Annotated in this window: 11 protein-coding genes; 5 read left to right on the top strand and 6 right to left on the bottom strand. The window is 59.9% G+C overall.

What is annotated here, in order from left to right; all coding sequences use genetic code 11:
• Positions 1 to 552: 552 nt before the first annotated feature.
• From ntrC to glnA, 5 genes are all read right to left on the bottom strand, one after another.
• The gene (gene ntrC, locus WA225_RS06270; RefSeq protein WP_007909238.1) at positions 553 to 1,989 is read right to left on the bottom strand and encodes a nitrogen regulation protein NR(I); all 1,437 of its coding nucleotides are present in this window, start codon (positions 1,987 to 1,989) and stop codon (positions 553 to 555) included.
• Positions 1,986 to 3,071, bottom strand: a complete 1,086-nt coding sequence (glnL, locus tag WA225_RS06265; protein ID WP_064117045.1) for a nitrogen regulation protein NR(II) — start codon at positions 3,069 to 3,071, stop codon at positions 1,986 to 1,988. The genes ntrC and glnL overlap by 4 nt, the downstream gene beginning before the upstream one ends.
• Positions 3,072 to 3,302: 231 nt before the next feature.
• Entirely contained in the window at positions 3,303 to 3,926 is a 624-nt protein-coding gene (locus WA225_RS06260) for a DUF4124 domain-containing protein (RefSeq protein ID WP_422607263.1), read from the bottom strand.
• Complete coding sequence (locus WA225_RS06255; RefSeq protein WP_422607262.1) at positions 3,923 to 4,435, bottom strand: DUF4124 domain-containing protein; 513 nt, start codon at positions 4,433 to 4,435, stop codon at positions 3,923 to 3,925. The genes WA225_RS06260 and WA225_RS06255 overlap by 4 nt, the downstream gene beginning before the upstream one ends.
• Before the next feature lie 321 nt (positions 4,436 to 4,756).
• On the bottom strand, positions 4,757 to 6,163 hold the full coding sequence (gene glnA / locus WA225_RS06250; protein ID WP_016985745.1) for a glutamate--ammonia ligase: 1,407 nt from the start codon (positions 6,161 to 6,163) through the stop codon (positions 4,757 to 4,759).
• Positions 6,164 to 6,490: 327 nt separating this feature from the next.
• Here glnA and thiI point away from each other — a divergent pair, with 327 nt between their 5' ends.
• A complete protein-coding gene (gene thiI / locus WA225_RS06245; RefSeq protein ID WP_422607261.1) occupies positions 6,491 to 7,945 on the top strand; it encodes a tRNA uracil 4-sulfurtransferase ThiI in 1,455 nt (484 codons plus the stop codon).
• 139 nt (positions 7,946 to 8,084) lie between these two features.
• Positions 8,085 to 9,905 (top strand): translational GTPase TypA, encoded by a 1,821-nt coding sequence (gene typA, locus WA225_RS06240; RefSeq protein ID WP_064117050.1) that lies wholly within the window; start codon positions 8,085 to 8,087, stop codon positions 9,903 to 9,905.
• A 329-nt stretch (positions 9,906 to 10,234) separates the two neighbouring features.
• On the opposite strand, the gene WA225_RS06235 is transcribed toward typA, so the two are convergent.
• Positions 10,235 to 10,672 carry a YkgJ family cysteine cluster protein gene (locus WA225_RS06235; protein WP_008080573.1) on the bottom strand — a complete coding sequence of 146 codons (438 nt, stop codon included), beginning with the start codon at positions 10,670 to 10,672 and terminating at the stop codon, positions 10,235 to 10,237.
• Between the two features lie 260 nt (positions 10,673 to 10,932).
• Here WA225_RS06235 and WA225_RS06230 point away from each other — a divergent pair, with 260 nt between their 5' ends.
• From WA225_RS06230 to WA225_RS06220, 3 genes are all read left to right on the top strand, one after another.
• Complete coding sequence (locus tag WA225_RS06230; protein WP_422607260.1) at positions 10,933 to 13,383, top strand: glycogen/starch/alpha-glucan phosphorylase; 2,451 nt, start codon at positions 10,933 to 10,935, stop codon at positions 13,381 to 13,383.
• Positions 13,384 to 13,550: 167 nt separating this feature from the next.
• A complete protein-coding gene (locus WA225_RS06225; protein ID WP_422607259.1) occupies positions 13,551 to 17,135 on the top strand; it encodes a DUF2339 domain-containing protein in 3,585 nt (1,194 codons plus the stop codon).
• Positions 17,136 to 17,140: 5 nt separating this feature from the next.
• Positions 17,141 to 18,496, top strand: a complete 1,356-nt coding sequence (locus WA225_RS06220) for a DUF3999 domain-containing protein (RefSeq protein WP_422607440.1) — start codon at positions 17,141 to 17,143, stop codon at positions 18,494 to 18,496.
• Positions 18,497 to 18,633: the final 137 nt, after the last annotated feature.

Here is an 18,633-nt window from a genome sequence, read left to right as displayed (position 1 = left end):
GTGTAAAGAGGGAACCCCCGGCCTGCCTGTACCAAGGATCCCAAAAGGGTGAGCGCATCGCGTGGCGTTGTGCGCCCGGTGTAAAGAGGGGAATCCCCGGCCTGCCTGTACCAAGGTCCCCGAAACGGGTGGTGAATCGAATCACCTGTAAGAGGTATTGCAGGGGGCGTGCCAGGTTTTCATCTGTTGAAACAAAAAATTTGATAAGAAACGCGAAAGCCCCGGAATTCGGGGCTTTCGTGGTTCTGGAGGGTGGGTTTTCAGGTGTTTTCAGAGGCGAATGTGGCGATGCGGCTGTGCGCGATCCCGGGTCGTTGTGCATTGATGCGGTGCACGGTGGCCCCTCACCCTAGCCCTCTCCCGGAGGGAGAGGGGACTGACCGAGTTGCCCGTCAAGTTACGCCGACCTGAAATACCCCGCCGAACTCGGGATTCGAAAACACCCGAGATCTGCTCCCTTTCCCCCTCTCCCATTGGGAGAGGGCTGGGCGGGCGGCGTTCCGATGAGGGGCTGAATTTTGAATTCACAACAACCCTCAAGCGAACAAATCGTTAACCCTCGTCCCCCTCATCATCATCGCCACCATCAACCTTCATTCCCAATTCCTTGATCTTGCGCGTCAGGGTATTGCGCCCCCAACCCAGCAACACCGCCGCATCACGCCGACGCCCGGCGGTGTGCTTCAACGCCGTCTCGATCATGATCCGCTCAAACGCCGGCACTGCACTGTCGAGCAGGCTCGACTGACCACGCGCCAACGCCTGATCCGCCCACTGACGCAACGCTTGCTCCCAATTGGTCACTGGCGCCGAGTCCTGCGGCAGGTTCAGCAGTTCCGGTGGCAGGTCGCTGATGTGCACTTCGCGCCCGGACGCCATTACCGTGATCCAGCGGCACGTATTCTCCAGCTGACGCACGTTGCCGCCCCACGGCAGGTTCTTCAGGTATTCCTCTGTCTCGCTTTTCAGCAGCTTCGGCTCGACCGCCAGTTCCTGCGCGGCGCGGCTGAGGAAGTGCTTGGCCAGGGTCGGGATGTCTTCACGACGGTCCGACAGACGCGGGATGTGGATGCGGATCACGTTGAGGCGATGGAACAAGTCCTCACGGAATTTGCCGGCATGCACCAGGGTTTCCAGATTCTGGTGCGTCGCGGCGATGATGCGCACATCGACCTTGACCGGCACGTGGCCGCCCACACGATAGAACTCGCCATCGGCCAGTACGCGCAACAGTCGAGTCTGAGTGTCGGCCGGCATGTCGCCGATTTCGTCGAGGAACAGCGTGCCGCCGTCAGCCTGTTCAAAACGGCCGCGGCGCAGGTTCGCTGCGCCGGTGAACGCGCCTTTCTCGTGGCCGAACAGCTCGGACTCCATCAGGTCCTTGGGAATCGCCGCCATGTTCAGCGCGATGAACGGCGAGGCCGCGCGCGGGCTGTGGCGGTGCAGGGCGTGGGCGACCAGTTCTTTACCGGTGCCGGATTCGCCGTTGATCAGCACGGTGATGTTGGAGTGGCTCAAGCGCCCGATGGCGCGAAACACTTCCTGCATCGCCGGCGCTTCGCCGATGATTTCCGGGGTACGGGTCAGTGCCGGCACCACTTCCAGGCCTTGCTGTTCCTGTGCATGTTGGTTGGCGCGCTTGACCAGCGATACCGCCTCATCAACGTCGAACGGTTTTGGCAGATACTCGAAGGCGCCGCCCTGATAGGAGGCGACAGCGCTGTCCAGATCGGAGTGAGCGGTCATGATGATGACCGGCAACCGGGGATGCTGCTCGCGAATCCGCGCCAACAGATCCAGGCCACTGGCACCCGGCATGCGGATGTCGGAAATGATCACGTCCGGTTGCTGCCGCGCCAGGCGACTCATCACACCGTCGGCACTGTCGAAGCTCTGGGTGGTCATGCCTTCCTGCTGCAAGGCTTTTTCCAGGACCCAACGGATAGAACGGTCGTCATCGACGATCCACACGGTTTCACTACGGCTCATGTCGATGTGGCTCCTTGTTCCAGTGGCAGAAAGATCGAGAAGGTGGTGTGGCCTGGATGGCTGTCACACTCGATCAGGCCCTGGTGCTGGCTGATGATGTTCTGGGTGATGGCCAGGCCGAGTCCGGTACCGTCCGGACGTCCGCTGACCATCGGAAAGAAAATGGTTTCCTGAAGTTCCGCCGGGATCCCCGGGCCGTTGTCGATGATCTCGATCTTGGTCACCAGGCGATGGCGGATGTGGCCGATGGTGAACTGGCGCATGGCGCGGGTGCGCAGGCTGATGCGGCCCAGACGCAGCTCGTTTTGGCTGCTGATCGCCTGCATCGCGTTGCGCACGATGTTCAACACCGCCTGAATCATTTGTTCGCGATCAATCAAGACGTCGGGAATGCTCGGGTCGTAATCGCGCACCAAGGTGATGCAGCCCTGACTTTCGGCTTCGACCAGTTGGCAGACGCGCTCCAATACTTCGTGGACATTGCACATGGCCAGCGACGGCAGCTTGTTCGAGCCGAGCATGCGGTCGACCAGATTGCGCAGGCGGTCGGCCTCTTCAATGATCACGTTGGTGTAATCGCGCAGGCTGTCTTCCGGCAACTCGCGGGCCAGCAGTTGCGCGGCGCCACGGATGCCCCCGAGCGGGTTTTTGATTTCGTGAGCGAGGCCACGCACCAGCATCTTGCTGGTTTCCTGCTTGGACAGCTGCGCCTCTTCCTTGGTGATCCGCAGCAGGCGGTCACGCGGATGCACCTCGAGCAGGAGCATGGTCGCGCCATTGCTGAGAATCGGCGTTACCGCGTAATCCACGGTCAGCGTCTGACCGGTGAGGGCGGTGAGCATCGCTTCGCGTTTGGTGAACGGATGCGCCTGTTCCACCGCTTGGCGCAACGAATTCAGCGCTTCGGTGGATTCGGTGAACAGCTCGCTGATGAACTGGCCATGGCTGCGCTGCCCGCTGATGGCGAGCAGCATCTCCGCCGCCGGGTTCATGTACTCGAGGCGCAATTCGGCATCGAGCAGGATGGTGGCGGTGGTCAGGTTGTCGAGCAGCAAACGGTGGATTGCGTCGCTAATGGTCATCGGAGCCTCTTTTGGGGGCGGAGCGTGCGCAACAAGCAAGCGTCGGTATCGGGAAAATGCAAAAACCAAACCAAGGCTCTGAAAAGAAGCGTTCGACGCCTGAAACGGGCGTTTGACGCTCGTTTGCGTGGCATTCGGCCAGCTCGAACGGGAAGTTTCGAACCAAAATGGGTTGGAATGTGGGTACGGTGCAGGCGATTGCACCAATATAGTGCGCAAAGCTGAACAGCGTTAGAAGAAACGCAGGAAGGGGTTTTTCGGCTCTTCGGGTTTGTCTTTCAGTGGGCATTCGGGACGCACGCCGTAGTCGTCCTTGGTGCAGGGCTTGACCTGGCGTTTCTGCGCCAGCGAGATGCGCAGCATATGAAAGGGCTGATTGGCCGTGCGCTCGACAGTGCGCCCGTCGGCATCGAGGATTTCCACGGAAAGGTTGTGGCTGCCACGATCAATATTGTTCAGCGGGAACACCGGACTCAGCCCGGGTTCACCGGTGGCCTGACCGTCCAGCAGCAGGCGATAGCGGTGGCCGCGTTGCAGGCCCGGTTCGCTGGTGACGCTGACGATGATTTCACCGGCACTGCTGCGAATCGTGGCATCGGGCTCAGGCACCAGAATACGCAGCATGTCGTAGTGGAACAGTGGTTGTTCCGGTGATTTTTTTGCCGTGGTGATGGGCGCAGCGGCGGTGGGGTTGGCGGACATGCGATTGCTGGTCGCGATCGGTACACGCTTGGCGTTGCCGCGCGGTTGATCGGTGTAGACGCGATTGCCTTGGGCATCGATGTAAGTGAACACCTCGGCTGAAGCCTGCAGTGTCAGCAGCGCCATCGCGACGATCAGCCACACGCGGATCATGGCTTGTGCACTCGCTGCACGCTGAGGGCCACTGGCGGACTCTGCTGGATGATCGTCTGCCCATCAATCACCTGCACCGCGAGTCGATGTTCGCCGCGATCAATATTCACCAACTGCAGGATCGGCACGTTGCTCGGCTGACCGTAAGGTTCATCGTCGAGCACCAGTCGTAATTGATGCGGCGGTTGCAGGCGCGGCTTGATCAGCACATTGACGGTGAAGGTGCCGTTGTTGGCGCGCAGGGCTTCTTCGCTGGGTAGGCCGGCGAGTTCGAGAATGTCGTAGGCGTTGCGCGTAGGTTCACTGTTGTCGGTTTCTGCCGCAGGTGGCGCACTCGGTACCTGTGGCTCGACCCGGTTAAGCGGCGGCAACTCAACTGTCTGCGCCTGCACGCCATCGGGCGAATGATCGCTGTAGACCGTGTTGCCGTTGGCATCGGTGTATTTGTAGATCTGCGCGGCGGCGGGCAGGGCGATCAGCAGCAGAATGTAGAGAAAGGTGCGACCCATGAAATCGACCGGGATTGAAAACGATGGGATGCAGCATAGGACAGTCGCGGCGGTTGGCCCAACCCGGTAAACATCTGGTAACGCCCTCACCCTAACCCTCTCCCAGAGGGAGAGGGGATTGACCGGGTTGCTCTCACAAATTACACCGACCTGAAATTGCCATGTGAACTCAGGTTCTGAAAAGCATGGAGATCAGTCCCCTAACCCTCTGGGCGGTCCGACGTTTCGGGAGGGTTAGGGTGAGGTTTTTTGATCTGCAATAAAAAAGGCCTCCCGAAGGAGGCCTCTTTTTGTCACGCCACGTAGCGCAGCGCTACCGGATCAGCAGCTGTAGTACAGCTCATATTCCAGTGGGTGTACGAAGGTACGAACCTTGATTTCTTCTTCCGATTTCAGCGCGATGTAAGCGTCGATGAAGTCGTCGGAGAACACGCCGCCCTTGGTCAGGAACGCACGGCCTTTATCCAGCTCTTCCAGAGCTTCTTTCAGGCTGCCGCAAACTTGTGGGATCTCTTTCGCCTCTTCAGGCGGCAGGTCGTACAGGTTTTTGTCGGCAGCGTCGCCTGGGTGGATCTTGTTCTGGATACCGTCCAGGCCGGCCATCAGCAGTGCTGCGAAAGCCAGGTACGGGTTGGCAGCCGGATCCGGGAAACGCGCTTCGATACGACGGCCACGTGGGCTGTTGACGTAAGGAATACGGATCGAGGCGGAACGGTTGCGAGCCGAGTAGGCCAGCATTACCGGCGCTTCGAAACCTGGCACCAGACGCTTGTAGGAGTTGGTGGCCGGGTTGGTGAAGCCGTTCAGTGCCTTACCGTGCTTGATGATGCCGCCGATGAAGTACAGAGCGGTTTCGGACAGGCCGGCATAGCCTTCGCCAGCGAAGGTGTTCTTGCCATCTTTGGCGATGGACATGTGTACGTGCATACCCGAACCGTTGTCACCGTACAGTGGCTTCGGCATGAAGGTAGCGGTGCGGCCGTAGGCGTCAGCCACGTTGTGGACAACGTATTTCAGCGTCTGAACTTCGTCAGCTTTCTTCACCAGGGTGTTGAACTTGACACCGATTTCGTTCTGACCGGCAGTCGCCACTTCGTGGTGGTGAACTTCAACGGTCTGGCCCATTTCTTCCAGTGCGTTGCACATGGCAGTACGGATTTCGTGGTCGTGGTCGAACGGCGGAACCGGGAAGTAACCACCTTTGATACCTGGACGGTGGCCTTTGTTGCCGCCTTCGATGTCCTGGTCGGACATCCACGAACCTTGTTCGGAGTAGATCTTGAACATCGAACCGGAGATGTCGGACTTGAACTTCACTTCGTCGAAGATGAAGAACTCAGGCTCTGGACCGGCGAACACGGTGTCACCGATACCGGTGGTCTTCAGGTATTCCTCGGCACGGTGTGCGATGGCGCGCGGGTCGCGATCGTAGCCTTGCATGGTCGACGGTTCGATGATGTCGCACACTAGGATCAGGGTGGCGTCTTCGGTGAACGGGTCGAGCACGGCAGTTTCGTCGTCCGGCAGCAGGATCATGTCGGAGGCTTCGATGCCTTTCCAGCCAGCGATGGAGGAACCGTCGAACATCTTGCCGACTTCGAAGAAGTCGTCTTCCAGCGCATCGCGAGCCGGCATGGTCACGTGGTGCTGAGTGCCTTTGGTGTCCGTGAAGCGCAGATCAATCCACTTGACGTCATGATCTTTGATGAGTTGAACCGACTTCGACATAGTGTCCTCCGGGTGAATTAGGGCTGGTAGTGGATGCCCTTAATAGTGGTGATGCCGGCGCGAATACTCTGCCAAGGCAACCTGCCTCACAAGGGAGCAAATTGCATGCCAGTGCCCCAGCATGGGTTTTTTGCCCCAAATTCACGCTTATTAAGGTGCAAAGCATCTTTAAGCTGAAAATATCGCCCTTTAATGTAGCGTCGTAATCTGTAAATGACCCGTTTTGGTGCATGCGAAACCTTCTGCACATTAACTGGTTAAACCTTGAGCAATTTCCGCTATAATCCGCGCCCCCCTTTTTCGGCTGGCCGTTCGCGCGCTGTTTTCATGAAACTAATCGTAAAAGTCTTCCCCGAGATCACCATCAAAAGCCGACCTGTCCGGACGAAATTCATCCGCCAGTTGGCCAAGAACATCCGCACCGTGCTCCGCGACCTGGACCCGGCCGTGGTGGTGAACGGTGTGTGGGACAATCTCGAGCTGGAAACCCGCATTACCGACGCCAAAGCCTTGAAAGAGATGGGTGAGCGCCTGACCTGCATGCCGGGCATCGTGCACTTTCTGCAGATCGACGAGTACCCGCTGGGCGACTTCGACGACATCACCGAGAAGTGCAAAGAGCATTATGGCGCTGCACTGGCCGGGAAGATTTTTTCGGTGCGCTGCAAGCGTGCCGGCAAGCACACCTTCAGCTCGATGGACGTCGAAAAATACGTCGGCAGCAAGCTGCGTCGTGAGTGCGGTGCCGCCGGTATCGACCTGAAAGCGCCGGAAATCGAAGTGCGCATAGAAGTTCGCGACAAACGGTTGTTCGTCATCCATAGCCAGCACAACGGCATCGGCGGTTATCCGCTGGGGGCGTTGGAACAGACGCTGGTATTGATGTCGGGCGGCTTTGACTCGACCGTTGCCGCCTACCAGATCATTCGCCGCGGCCTGATGACGCACTTCTGCTTCTTCAATCTGGGCGGTCGTGCCCATGAATTGGGCGTAATGGAAGTCGCGCATTTCATCTGGAAGAAGTACGGCAGCTCGCAACGCGTGCTATTTGTCAGTGTTCCGTTCGAAGAAGTCCTGGGCGAAATTCTCGGCAAAGTCGATAACAGTCATATGGGCGTCGTATTGAAGCGTATGATGTTGCGCGCGGCGTCCAACATCGCCGACCGCCTGCAGATCGAAGCGCTGGTGACTGGCGAAGCGATCTCCCAGGTGTCGAGCCAGACCTTGCCGAATCTGTCGGTGATCGACTGCGTGACCGACAAGCTGGTCCTGCGTCCGCTGATCGTGGCGCACAAGCAGGACATCATCGACACGGCCAACGAGATCGGCACCGCCGATTTCGCCCGGCACATGCCGGAGTACTGCGGCGTCATTTCGGTCAACCCGAAGACCGCCGCCAAACGCGGGCGCGTTGAACACGAAGAGAAAGAATTCGACATGGCGGTCCTCGAGCGTGCGCTCGAAAACGCCAAACTGGTGCCGATCGATCGCGTGATCGACGAATTGGGCCAGGACGTACAGATTGAAGAAGTCAGCGAAGCACTTGCCGGCCAGATCGTGATCGACATCCGTCACCCGGATGCCGCCGAGGATGAGCCGCTGGAACTCGCTGGCGTAGAAGTACAGACGATGCCGTTCTACGCAGTGAACGCTCGTTTCAAGGAGCTGGATCCGACTCGCCAGTACCTGCTGTATTGCGACAAAGGCGTGATGAGTCGCCTGCATGCTCACCATTTGCTCAGTGAGGGGCATGCCAATGTGCGCGTTTATCGACCGAGCTAAGTGCCCGGGGCTGTTTGCCTGTGGCCTGCGTCACCGGCCCCCCGACACCGCCGTCAAGCTGTAACGGCCATGCCGGACACTACTGCTAATCGCTGCCAAGACTTGTCAGCAAACCGAATCCTCTGATCGAGATACACAAGTGATCGAAAATCTACGCAACATCGCCATCATTGCCCACGTTGACCATGGTAAAACCACCCTGGTAGACAAACTCCTGCGTCAATCCGGCACCCTGGAGCGCAACGAGCTCAACGACGAGCGCGTGATGGACTCCAACGACCAGGAAAAAGAGCGCGGTATTACCATTCTGGCGAAAAACACCGCCATCAACTGGAACGGCTACCACATCAACATCGTGGACACCCCGGGCCACGCCGACTTCGGCGGCGAAGTTGAACGCGTAATGTCGATGGTTGACTCCGTTCTGCTGCTGGTTGACGCTCAAGACGGCCCTATGCCGCAAACCCGTTTCGTGACCAAGAAGGCTTTCGAAGCCGGCCTGCGTCCAATCGTGGTGATCAACAAGGTTGACCGTCCAGGCGCGCGTCCGGACTGGGTTCTGGACCAGATCTTCGACCTGTTCGACAACCTCGGTGCTACCGAAGAACAACTGGACTTCCAGGTTGTTTACGCTTCGGCCCTGAACGGTATTGCCGGTCTGGACCACACCGCCATGGCGGAAGACATGACCCCGCTGTACCAAGCGGTAGTCGACCACGTTCCGCCTCCGGCCGTTGACCGTGACGGTGCGTTCCAGATGCAGATCTCCGCTCTGGACTACAACAGCTTCCTGGGTGTTATCGGCGTTGGCCGTATCGCTCGTGGCCGCGTCAAGCCGAACACCCCGGTTGTGGCTATCGGTGCCGACGGCAAGCGTCGCAACGGCCGTATCCTGAAACTGATGGGTCACCACGGTCTGCACCGCGTTGACGTTGAAGAAGCTGCAGCAGGCGATATCGTTTGCATCAGCGGTATGGATTCGCTGTTCATCTCCGACACCCTGTGCCACCCGGACACCGTCGAGGCGATGAAGCCGCTGACCGTTGACGAGCCAACCGTTTCGATGACCTTCCAGGTAAACGACTCGCCATTCTGCGGTAAAGAAGGCAAGTTCGTGACGTCCCGTAACATCAAGGACCGTCTGGACAAAGAGCTGCTGTACAACGTTGCACTGCGCGTTGAAGAAGGCGACACCGCTGACAAGTTCAAGGTTTCCGGCCGTGGTGAGCTGCACCTCTCGGTACTGATCGAAACCATGCGTCGCGAAGGCTTCGAGCTGGCCCTGGGCCGTCCGGAAGTGATCATTCGTGAAGTAGACGGCGTCAAGCAAGAACCGTTCGAAAACGTCACCATCGACATCCCTGAAGAAGCGCAGGGCAAGGTCATGGAAGAGATGGGTCTGCGTAAAGGCGACCTGAGCAACATGGTGCCGGATGGCAAGGGCCGTGTTCGTCTGGAATACAACATCCCTGCTCGCGGTCTGATCGGTTTCCGTAACCAGTTCCTGACCCTGACCAACGGTGCTGGCATCCTGACCTCGATCTTCGATCGCTACGACACCGTCAAGTCGGGCCACATGTCCGGCCGTCAGAACGGCGTTCTGGTTTCGGTTGAAACCGGCAAGGCACTGACCTACTCGCTGGAAACCCTGCAGGCTCGCGGCAAGCTGTTCGTAGAACACGGCCAGGAGATCTACAACGGTCAAATCGTTGGTCAGAACAGCCGTGACAACGACCTGGGCGTTAACCCTACCAAGGGCAAGAAGCTCGACAACATGCGTGCTTCGGGTAAAGACGAAACCATCGCTCTGGTTCCACCAGTGAAGTTCACTCTGGAACAGGCGCTGGAATACATCCAGGAAGACGAGCTGTGCGAAGTAACTCCTAAGTCCATCCGTCTTCGCAAGAAGATCCTGGACGAAAGCGAGCGTACCCGCGCTGCCAAGAAAGCCAAGAACTGAGTCATTAGTTCAGGCTGAATGAAAACGCCCCCGGTCGCGAGACCGGGGGCGTTTTTGTTTGTCTGGGGGGAAATGTGGATTGAGTCTTGAAGATCAAGAGCCCCTCACCCTAGCCCTCTCCCAGAGGGAGAGGGGACCGAATGGGGGATATTCATGAGATGCATCGACTTGAAAGAATTCTGCTGAATCCATAATCGATTTGGTGGGGCTGTACCGAATTTATAATCGACTATATTTTTCAGGTCGATGTCAGGCGCAAGACACCTCGGTCGGCCCCCTCTCCCTCCGGGAGAGGGCTGGGCGGGCGGCGTTCCGATGAGGGTAAGCTTTTAGAACTTCTCGATCGCGCGGAAGTTCTGCTCGCGCACCACTTCCTTCGGCTTGTACGCGCAATACCCCGGACGCGGCCCGATCTTCGGGTGATTGCGGCAGGTATCCGGGCGCTTGTCATAAATGGTGCACAGGCGGCTCTTACGATCCAGGTAATAGCAATCGTTGTTGCTCATGCGCTGCAGGGTGAAGATGCCGGACTTCTGATTGAAGCGCTCGACCAGACCTTCCTTTTGCAGGCGCTTGGCGATGTTCTTCGGCGGGTCGCCCAGTTCGAACTCGTCGACCACACCGATGCGCACCAGATCCTTGATCTTCACCTCAACCGGCAGCGTGCAGCAGCTGGATATGCAGGAACCGCACATCGGGGCTGAGTATTTTGCCCACGTATCGAGACGATCGATCTCGGCGGCGGCAATCAGGTTGGGCTTCATCATCGGGAGTTACCAGGCGTGTGTGCATCAGGGCGCGCGATCATACCGGGACTGGTGGATTTTTGAACAACCTTTCGCCAGATTTTTTCTGCATGCAGGCATTTTGCCGGACAATTCGGCACGGCCCCTGCATTCATTAGCTCATCCGCCAGGGTAATGCCGGGCCATCTCACCGTCTCAGGAAATACTGCCGAACCTGCGCCGCTACCGTCGGTCAGACCGTCTAGGCTCAGACAATTCCCCGCTCGCTCGAGGTCCTATCGATGACTCAAGAACCACTAGTTCGCGAAGCAGAGGTGGCCGCATTCCGCGATGCCGTCCTGACCAAACTCACCTATGCGGTGGGCAAAGACCCCGATCACGCCTTCGACCACGACTGGTTCGAAGCCATCGCTTTGGCGGCGCGCGATCACATGGTCGAGCACTGGATGGACCACACCCGGCAGATCTACCGCAAAGGTCAGAAACGGGTGTATTACCTCTCGCTGGAGTTCCTCATCGGCCGTTTGCTCTACGACAGCCTGAGCAATCTTGGCCTGCTCGATGTTGCCCGTGAAGCGCTGACCGAACTCGGTGTCGACCTGGAACGTATTCGTCTGCTGGAGCCCGATGCGGCGCTTGGTAACGGCGGCCTCGGTCGCTTGGCCGCATGCTTCATGGAAAGCATGTCGACGCTCGGCATCGCCGGTCACGGCTACGGCATTCGTTATGAACACGGCTTGTTCCGCCAGGCCATCGTCGACGGCTGGCAACAGGAACAGACCGAGCACTGGCTGGATTTCGGCAACCCGTGGGAGTTCGAACGCCCGGAAGTCGTTTACGCCATCGGCTTCGGTGGCAGCGTTGAAACGGTTACCGATGTTTCCGGTAAATCCAGACAAGTCTGGTCGCCGGCCGAAACTGTCCGCGCGATTGCCTACGACACTCCTGTAGTCGGCTGGCGCGGGGCGAGCGTCAACACCTTGCGCCTGTGGCGCGCGCGAGCCATGGAAGATTTGCACCTGGAGCGCTTCAACGCCGGTGACCACTTGGGCGCCGTCGCTGAAGTGGCCCGTGCCGAAAGTATCTCCCGCGTGCTCTACCCGGCGGACAGCACCGAAGCGGGGCAGGAACTGCGCCTGCGACAGGAATACTTTTTCGTCGCCGCCTCGCTGCAGGATTTGCTGCGTCGTCACCGCAACATGCACACCTCGGTGCTGACCTTGGGCGATCACGCGGCGATCCAGCTCAACGATACCCACCCCTCGATTGCCGTCGCCGAACTGATGCGCCAACTGGTCGACGTCTACGACGTGGCCTGGGATGCGGCGTGGCAAGTCACCGTCGACACGCTGTCGTACACCAACCACACGCTGTTGCCGGAAGCGCTGGAAACCTGGCCGGTGGGCCTGATGGAACGCATGCTGCCGCGACACATGCAGATCATTTATCTGATCAACGCCCAGCACATCGATTCGCTACGGGCCAAGGGCATTCACGATTTCGACGTGCTGCGCGCGGTGTCGCTGATCGAAGAAGACAACGGTCGCCGGGTGCGCATGGGCAACCTCGCGTTCCTCGGTTCGCACAGCGTCAATGGCGTGTCCGGGCTGCACACGCAGCTGATGCGCAAAACCGTGTTCGCCGAACTGCACAAGCTCTACCCGGAGCGGATCAACAACAAAACCAACGGCATCACGTTCCGGCGCTGGTTATATCAGGCCAACTCTGAACTGACTTCGATGCTGGTCGATGCGCTCGGCCCGGATTTGCTGGATAACCCTGAAGAACGCTTGCTTGACCTCGAACCGTTCGCCGAGAAAACCGCGTTCCGCAAAGCCTTCGCCGAGCAACGCCTGCACAGTAAAAAAGCCCTGGCCTATCTGATTCACGAACGGCTGGGCATCGCGGTCAATCCGGCGGCGATGTTCGACGTGCAGGTCAAACGTATCCACGAATACAAACGTCAGTTGCTCAACCTGATGCACACCGTGGCGCTGTATCAGGCGATCCGCGCCGAGCCGGAAGTCGATTGGGTGCCACGCGTGAAGATCTTCGCCGGTAAAGCCGCGGCGAGTTATCACCAGGCCAAACTGATCATCAAGCTGACCAACGACATCGCTCGGGTGGTCAACAACGACCCGACGGTGCGTGGTCTGCTGAAAGTGGTGTTCCTGCCCAACTACAACGTCAGCCTGGCGGAGAGCATCATTCCGGCGGCGGACTTGTCCGAGCAGATATCCACCGCCGGTTTCGAGGCCTCGGGCACCAGTAACATGAAATTCGGCCTCAACGGCGCGCTGACCATCGGCACGCTGGACGGCGCCAACGTCGAGATGTGCGAACGCATCGGGGCCGAACACATGTTTATCTTCGGTCTCAGCGCGCAGCAGGTGGAAGCGCGTAAACAAAACCACGAGTTCAGTGCGTTGCCGGACATTGCTGCGTCGCATCGTTTGAACGATGTGCTGCAAGCGATTCGCGGCGGGGTGTTCTCGCCGGATGACACCTCGCGCTATACCGGGCTGATCGACTCGCTGGTGGATTACGACCGCTTCCTGGTCTGTGCTGATTTCGACTCTTATTGGGAAGCGCAGAAGCGCGTTGAAGCGCACTGGCACGATTCCAATAACTGGTGGCGCTCGGCAGTGCTCAACACGGCGCGGATGGGCTGGTTCTCTTCCGACCGGACGATTCGCGAGTACGCCACGGATATCTGGAAAGCGTTGGAGTAACTTTCCGTTCGGCTCGATATAATCGCGTGCCGAAAAAGATCGCAGCCTTCGGCAGCTCCTACACAGGTGTTCGCATAACCCTGTAGGCGCTGCCGAAGGCTGCGATCTTTTTGGGTCAGGCTGCGCTAATCTTCCCGGATTGGCCTTTGCGCTTAGGGATATCGACCATGCAATGGATGTTCATGTTGATCGGGCTGGTGCTCGGCTGGCTGCTCGACGAGTCGTTCAGTGATGCGCTGTTGGGCGCGTTGCTGGGGCTGGTGATCGGGCAGACAATCCGAATCGCTCGGCTTGGCTCGCTGGCGGCGGCGCAACAGCAGCAACTTGAGCAGGCGAAGGTCGCTTTGCAGGGTGTCGAGCAACGTTTGTTTTTACTGGAAGGCGCGCCCATTCACACCGCGCCGCCATCGAGTGCGGCGCCGGTTACCGAGCCCGTCGTAGAAACAGTCAAAGCCACCGAAGAAGCCTCGGCGCCCGAACTGGTCTGGGAACTGCCGCCCGAACTCGAACCGATTTCCGTCGCTGCCAGTGAAACCAGTCAACCGCTGCCCGCTGATGTCTGGCGCCTTGACGCCGTCACGCCTGAACCGCCAAAACCTGCCGAACCCCGTGGCCCGAATCTGATCGAGCGCGGCATCGGTGCTGCGCGCAATTGGCTGTTCGGCGGCAACACCGTGCTGCGGGTCGGCGTGGTGTTGCTGTTCTTCGGCCTGGCGTTTCTGCTGCGCTACGCCACCGAAGGCATGGTCGTGCCGATCGAGTTGCGTTATGCCGGTGTCGCGACGGCCGCGTTGGGCCTGCTCGCGCTGGGTTGGTGGCTGCGCCGGCGCAACAGCAATTATGCGTTGATGCTGCAAGGCACCGGGATTGCGGTGTTGTACCTGACGGTGTTTGCAGCGATGCGTCTGCATCCGTTGCTCGATCCGTCCGCCGCCCTCGGCCTGCTGGTGGCAGTGACGATTTTCTCGGCGATTCTCGCCATTACTCAAGACGCCTTGGGGCTTGCCGCAGCGGCGGCGCTGGGCGGGTTCGCCGCGCCGATCCTGACCTCGACCGGTGCTGGCAACCACGTCGCGTTGTTCAGTTATTTCGCGCTGCTCAACGCCGGCATTCTCGCCATCGCCTGGTTCAAGGCCTGGCGCCTGCTCAATCTGATCGGCTTCGTCGGCACCTTCGGCATCGGTTTCGCCTGGGGCCTGCGTTCGTATGCGCCGCAGTTGTTGTGGAGCACCGAACCGTTCCTGATTCTGTTCTTCCTGATGTACCTCGCCATCGGCCTGCTGTTCGCCCGGCGCAAGTTGCGCGACATGCCCGATGCGCCGGCGGAGGGCGACCGCGAGGCGTTGCTGCACTGGTCGGCGCGCAAGGGCGATTATGTCGATGGCACCATGCTGTTCGGTCCGCCGATTATTGGCTTCGGTTTGCAGTTTGCGCTGGTGCAGCATCTGGAGTTTGCTGCGGCGTTCAGTGCGCTGGCGTTAGGCATGATCTATATGGCGCTGGCCAAGGTATTGATGGGCGGACGCGCAGTGCTGCTGGGCGAAACCTGTCTGGCGCTCGGGGTGATTTTTGCCAGCCTGGCGATTCCGCTGGGGCTGGATGCGCGCTGGACCTCGGCGGCATGGGCAGTGGAAGGTGCGGGGATTTTCTGGCTCGGACTGCGTCAGCATCGACCGTTCGCCCGGGCCTTTGCCTTGCTGCTGCAACTGGGTTCGGCGTTGGCATTTCTCAGCCAGTTGCGCGTCGGCGAGAGCAGTTTGCTCGACGCTGCACCGCTGGGCGCGTTGATGCTCGGTATGGCGTTGCTGTTCAGCTTCTATCAATTGCGCAAGGCCTTGCCGGAACAGGCATCACCGTGGGAGCGTCAGGGCTTGCCGGTGTTGGCGTGCCTGGGCCTGACCTTCCTCTATCTGCTGGCGCCGCTGTTCTTCTTCGTTCAGGCCACGGCGATCAGTTGGGCACTGGCCGGGTTGGCGACTCTGTTTGTCGGTCTGCGCATTCAATCGCGTACCTTCCTGTTCAGCGCGTTTGCCGTGCAGTTGCTCGGTGGTGCGTTATTCCTGTTGCGTCTGCGAGGTGCGGGCGAGGATTCGGCAGCGGTGTTCAGCGCCGGTTGGAGTGGCTTGCTCAGTGCTTCGCTGATCGGTCTGGCGCTGATCGCTGGCATGCTGCTGGCAGCCCGCGATGAAATGGTGCGCGGCGACGTGCGTCTGCTGCGCGGTTTGTCGGTGGTGCTGCTGGCCGGTCTGGTGCTGATCAATCTGGCGGTGCTGTTCGTGCTGCCATGGCAAACCGCGAGTGCGGTGTGGGCCGCGAGTGGTTTGCTGATCATCTGGCTGAGCCTGTACCTCAAGCAGCGCGTAAGTTTTGTCTTTGGTCTGCTGTTGCAGTTGATTGGTGGCGCGGCGTTTTTGCTGGCCGGCCCCGAGTTGCTTGGGCCACTGTCCAGCGAAGGCCTGAAGCCGTTGGCCCACGGTGGATTCTGGACACCGCTGGTGCTGGGCCTGGCTGCGATGATCGGTGCCTGGCGCCTGCAACTGGGCAATCACGCTTCGGCATTCGACGCGTTGAGTTTGCAGCGTTTGTCCGAAGTCTTGCTGGTGTGGGGCGCCGGTTGGTGGGCGCTGGCGTGGGTCAGTGAAGTGCTGCGTTTTGCCGCGCCGAATCTGCAAGGCTCGTTGTTGCTGTTGGTTGCAGCCGTAAGCGTGGCGTTGTGGACTGTGTTCTCGCTACGTTTGAAATGGTCGGCGCTGGGCTTGCTCTGCACCTTGCTGATTCCGGCGGCGGGTCTGGTGTTGCTTGCTGCCTGGCATTCGCGTTATCACCCGGCAGCCGATTTCGGTTGGCTGGCGTGGGCAGCGGTATTCGCCGTGCATTTCTTCAGCCTGCGACGTTTGGCGCCGATGCTGCCGGCGCGCGCCTTGAGCACGGCGCATGTGCTCGGCTGCTGGCTGCTGATCGGCGTGCTGGCGCTGGAGTTGCGTTACGGCCTGCTGCTGTTGTCCGAGCAATACAACGCCTGGCGCTGGCTGGGCTGGGCGATTCTGCCGAGCGTTTATCTGCTGCTGGCAGCGGCCCCGCGCAGTTGGCCGTGGCCGGTCGCAGCGTTTGCCCGCGAGTACCGCTTGTACGCCGCCGCGCCGTTGGCAGTGCTGATGCTCGCGTGGTTCTGGCTGGCCAATGGCGTCAGCGATGGCAATGCCGAGCCGCTGCCGTACGTGCCGCTGCTTAACCCGTTGGAGTTGGGCCTGCTGTTCGCATTGTTCGGCGTCTATGTCTGGTCGCGCAGTGCGATTTCGCAGTTGTCGATCCGTCAGGACTACGCCGATTACGGCACGCAATTGATCGCCGGGGTTTCGCTATTTGCCTTCTGCACGGCGCTGGTCACCCGCGCCGCGCATCATTGGGCCGGGATCCCGTTCGAACTGGATACGCTACTTGCCTCGATGCTGGTGCAGGCCGGGTTGTCGATCGTCTGGACGCTGATGGCGCTGGGTCTGATGATTGGCGGCCATCTGCGTCATCGTCGCGAAGTGTGGCTGATCGGCGCGGCGCTGATTGCGCTGGTGGTGGCCAAACTGATTTTTGTTGAACTGAGCAACCGTGGCGGCCTCGCCCGGATCGTCTCGTTTATCGGCGTTGGCGTGTTGCTGCTGGTGGTCGGCTATTTCGCGCCGCTGCCGCCCAAACGCGTCGACGCTGACCCGGCGGCGGATCAACCGGCCCCGGACACCGAAGGAGTTTCATCTTGAGTCGCATGGGACATCTGGGTTGGTTGGCGTTGGGCTTGGTGATGGCGGCCGGCGCTCAGGAAAAACCGGCGGACTTCGCCACGCAGGTGCCGCTGGCAGTCAGCGGCAACGGCCCGTGGTATCGGCTCGAACTGCCGCTGAGCGTGCAATTGCAGGCGCGCCAGACCGATCTCAGTGACCTGCGTGTGTTCAACGCCGCGGGCGAAGCGCAGGCCTACGCCTTGGCGCGCGAATCCGCGCAGACCCGCGACGACGGCCAGTTGCACGAGGTGAAGTGGTTCCCGCTGTACAACGCCGCCGACGCCAGCGAGCGCGCGCCGAACGTGCGTGTGCAAGCGACCACCAACGGCACGCTGGTCGAGGTGCAGCCGTCCAGTCAGTTGGAAGCGGGTGAAGAAGTGCTGCGCGGCTGGCTGCTCGACGCCAGCGCGATCAAGGCGCCGTTGCAGCAATTGATCCTCGACTGGACCAGCGAACGCGACGGCTTTCAGCGTTTCAGCATCGAAGCCAGCGACGACCTGCAACATTGGCAGGCGTGGGGCGAAGGTCAGGTTGCACGGCTGACCTTTTCCGATGAACGCATCGAGCAGCACGAAGTGACCTTGCCGGGGCAAACGGCGCGTTATGTGCGGTTGCTGTGGGAGTCGCCGAACTCGGCACCGATCCTGACAGCGGCACAATTGAAAAGCAGTGATCCGCGCAACGTTCCGCTGCCGTTGGTCTGGTCGCAGGCATTGGCCGGCAATAGCAGCAAGGCCGGGGAATACACCTGGCAGTTGCCGATGGGGCTGAATGTCGAGCGTGTGCAGGTCGAGTTGAAACAGCCGAACAGCCTCGCGCCAGTGACGCTGGCCGGCCGTCGTGAAAGCAGTGTGCCGTGGCAGACCCTGAGCAGCGGCTTGCTCTATCGCCTGACCCAGAATGGCCAGGATGTAGTACAGAACGAGTTGCAGCTTTACGGGCAGACCGTGCAGCAGTTGAAGCTGACGGTGGATGAGCGCGGCGGCGGTCTCGGTGAGCAAGCGCCGAGCGTGAAATATGCGGTGCGGGCGACTCAGGTGATTTTCCTCGCGCGCGGGGAGGGGCCGTACAGTCTGGCGTTGGGCAATTCGACGGTGAAAACGGCGAATCTGCCGTTGTCGACGCTGATTCCGGATTTCAAACCGGAGAAACTGGCGGCGCTGGGCAAGGCGTCGGTGCAGGGTGAGGCGGTGGTTACGCAGACTTCGACGGCAACCACAGCGGCGGTGGCGGAGACCAACTGGAAGAAAATCGGCTTGTGGGCGGTGTTGTTGTTGAGTGTGGTGTTTTTGGGGGCGATGGCTTTCAGCTTGTTGCGCAAGCCGCCGACCAACACCTGAGAATGGCTGGCGCTGCGCGCCATTCGCGAGCAAGCTCGCTCCCACATTGGATCTGCGGCATGCAAAAATCCAGTGTGGGAGCGAGCTTGCTCGCGAAGGCGGCTTCTCCATCAATACATAACTGAAGCCGATCACCT

This window comes from Pseudomonas sp. (assembly GCF_049300855.1).
In the GTDB taxonomy this organism is placed as follows: domain Bacteria; phylum Pseudomonadota; class Gammaproteobacteria; order Pseudomonadales; family Pseudomonadaceae; genus Aquipseudomonas.
The sequence above is the reverse complement of the archived record's forward strand: the minus strand, read 5'-3'. Positions and strand labels throughout refer to the sequence as shown.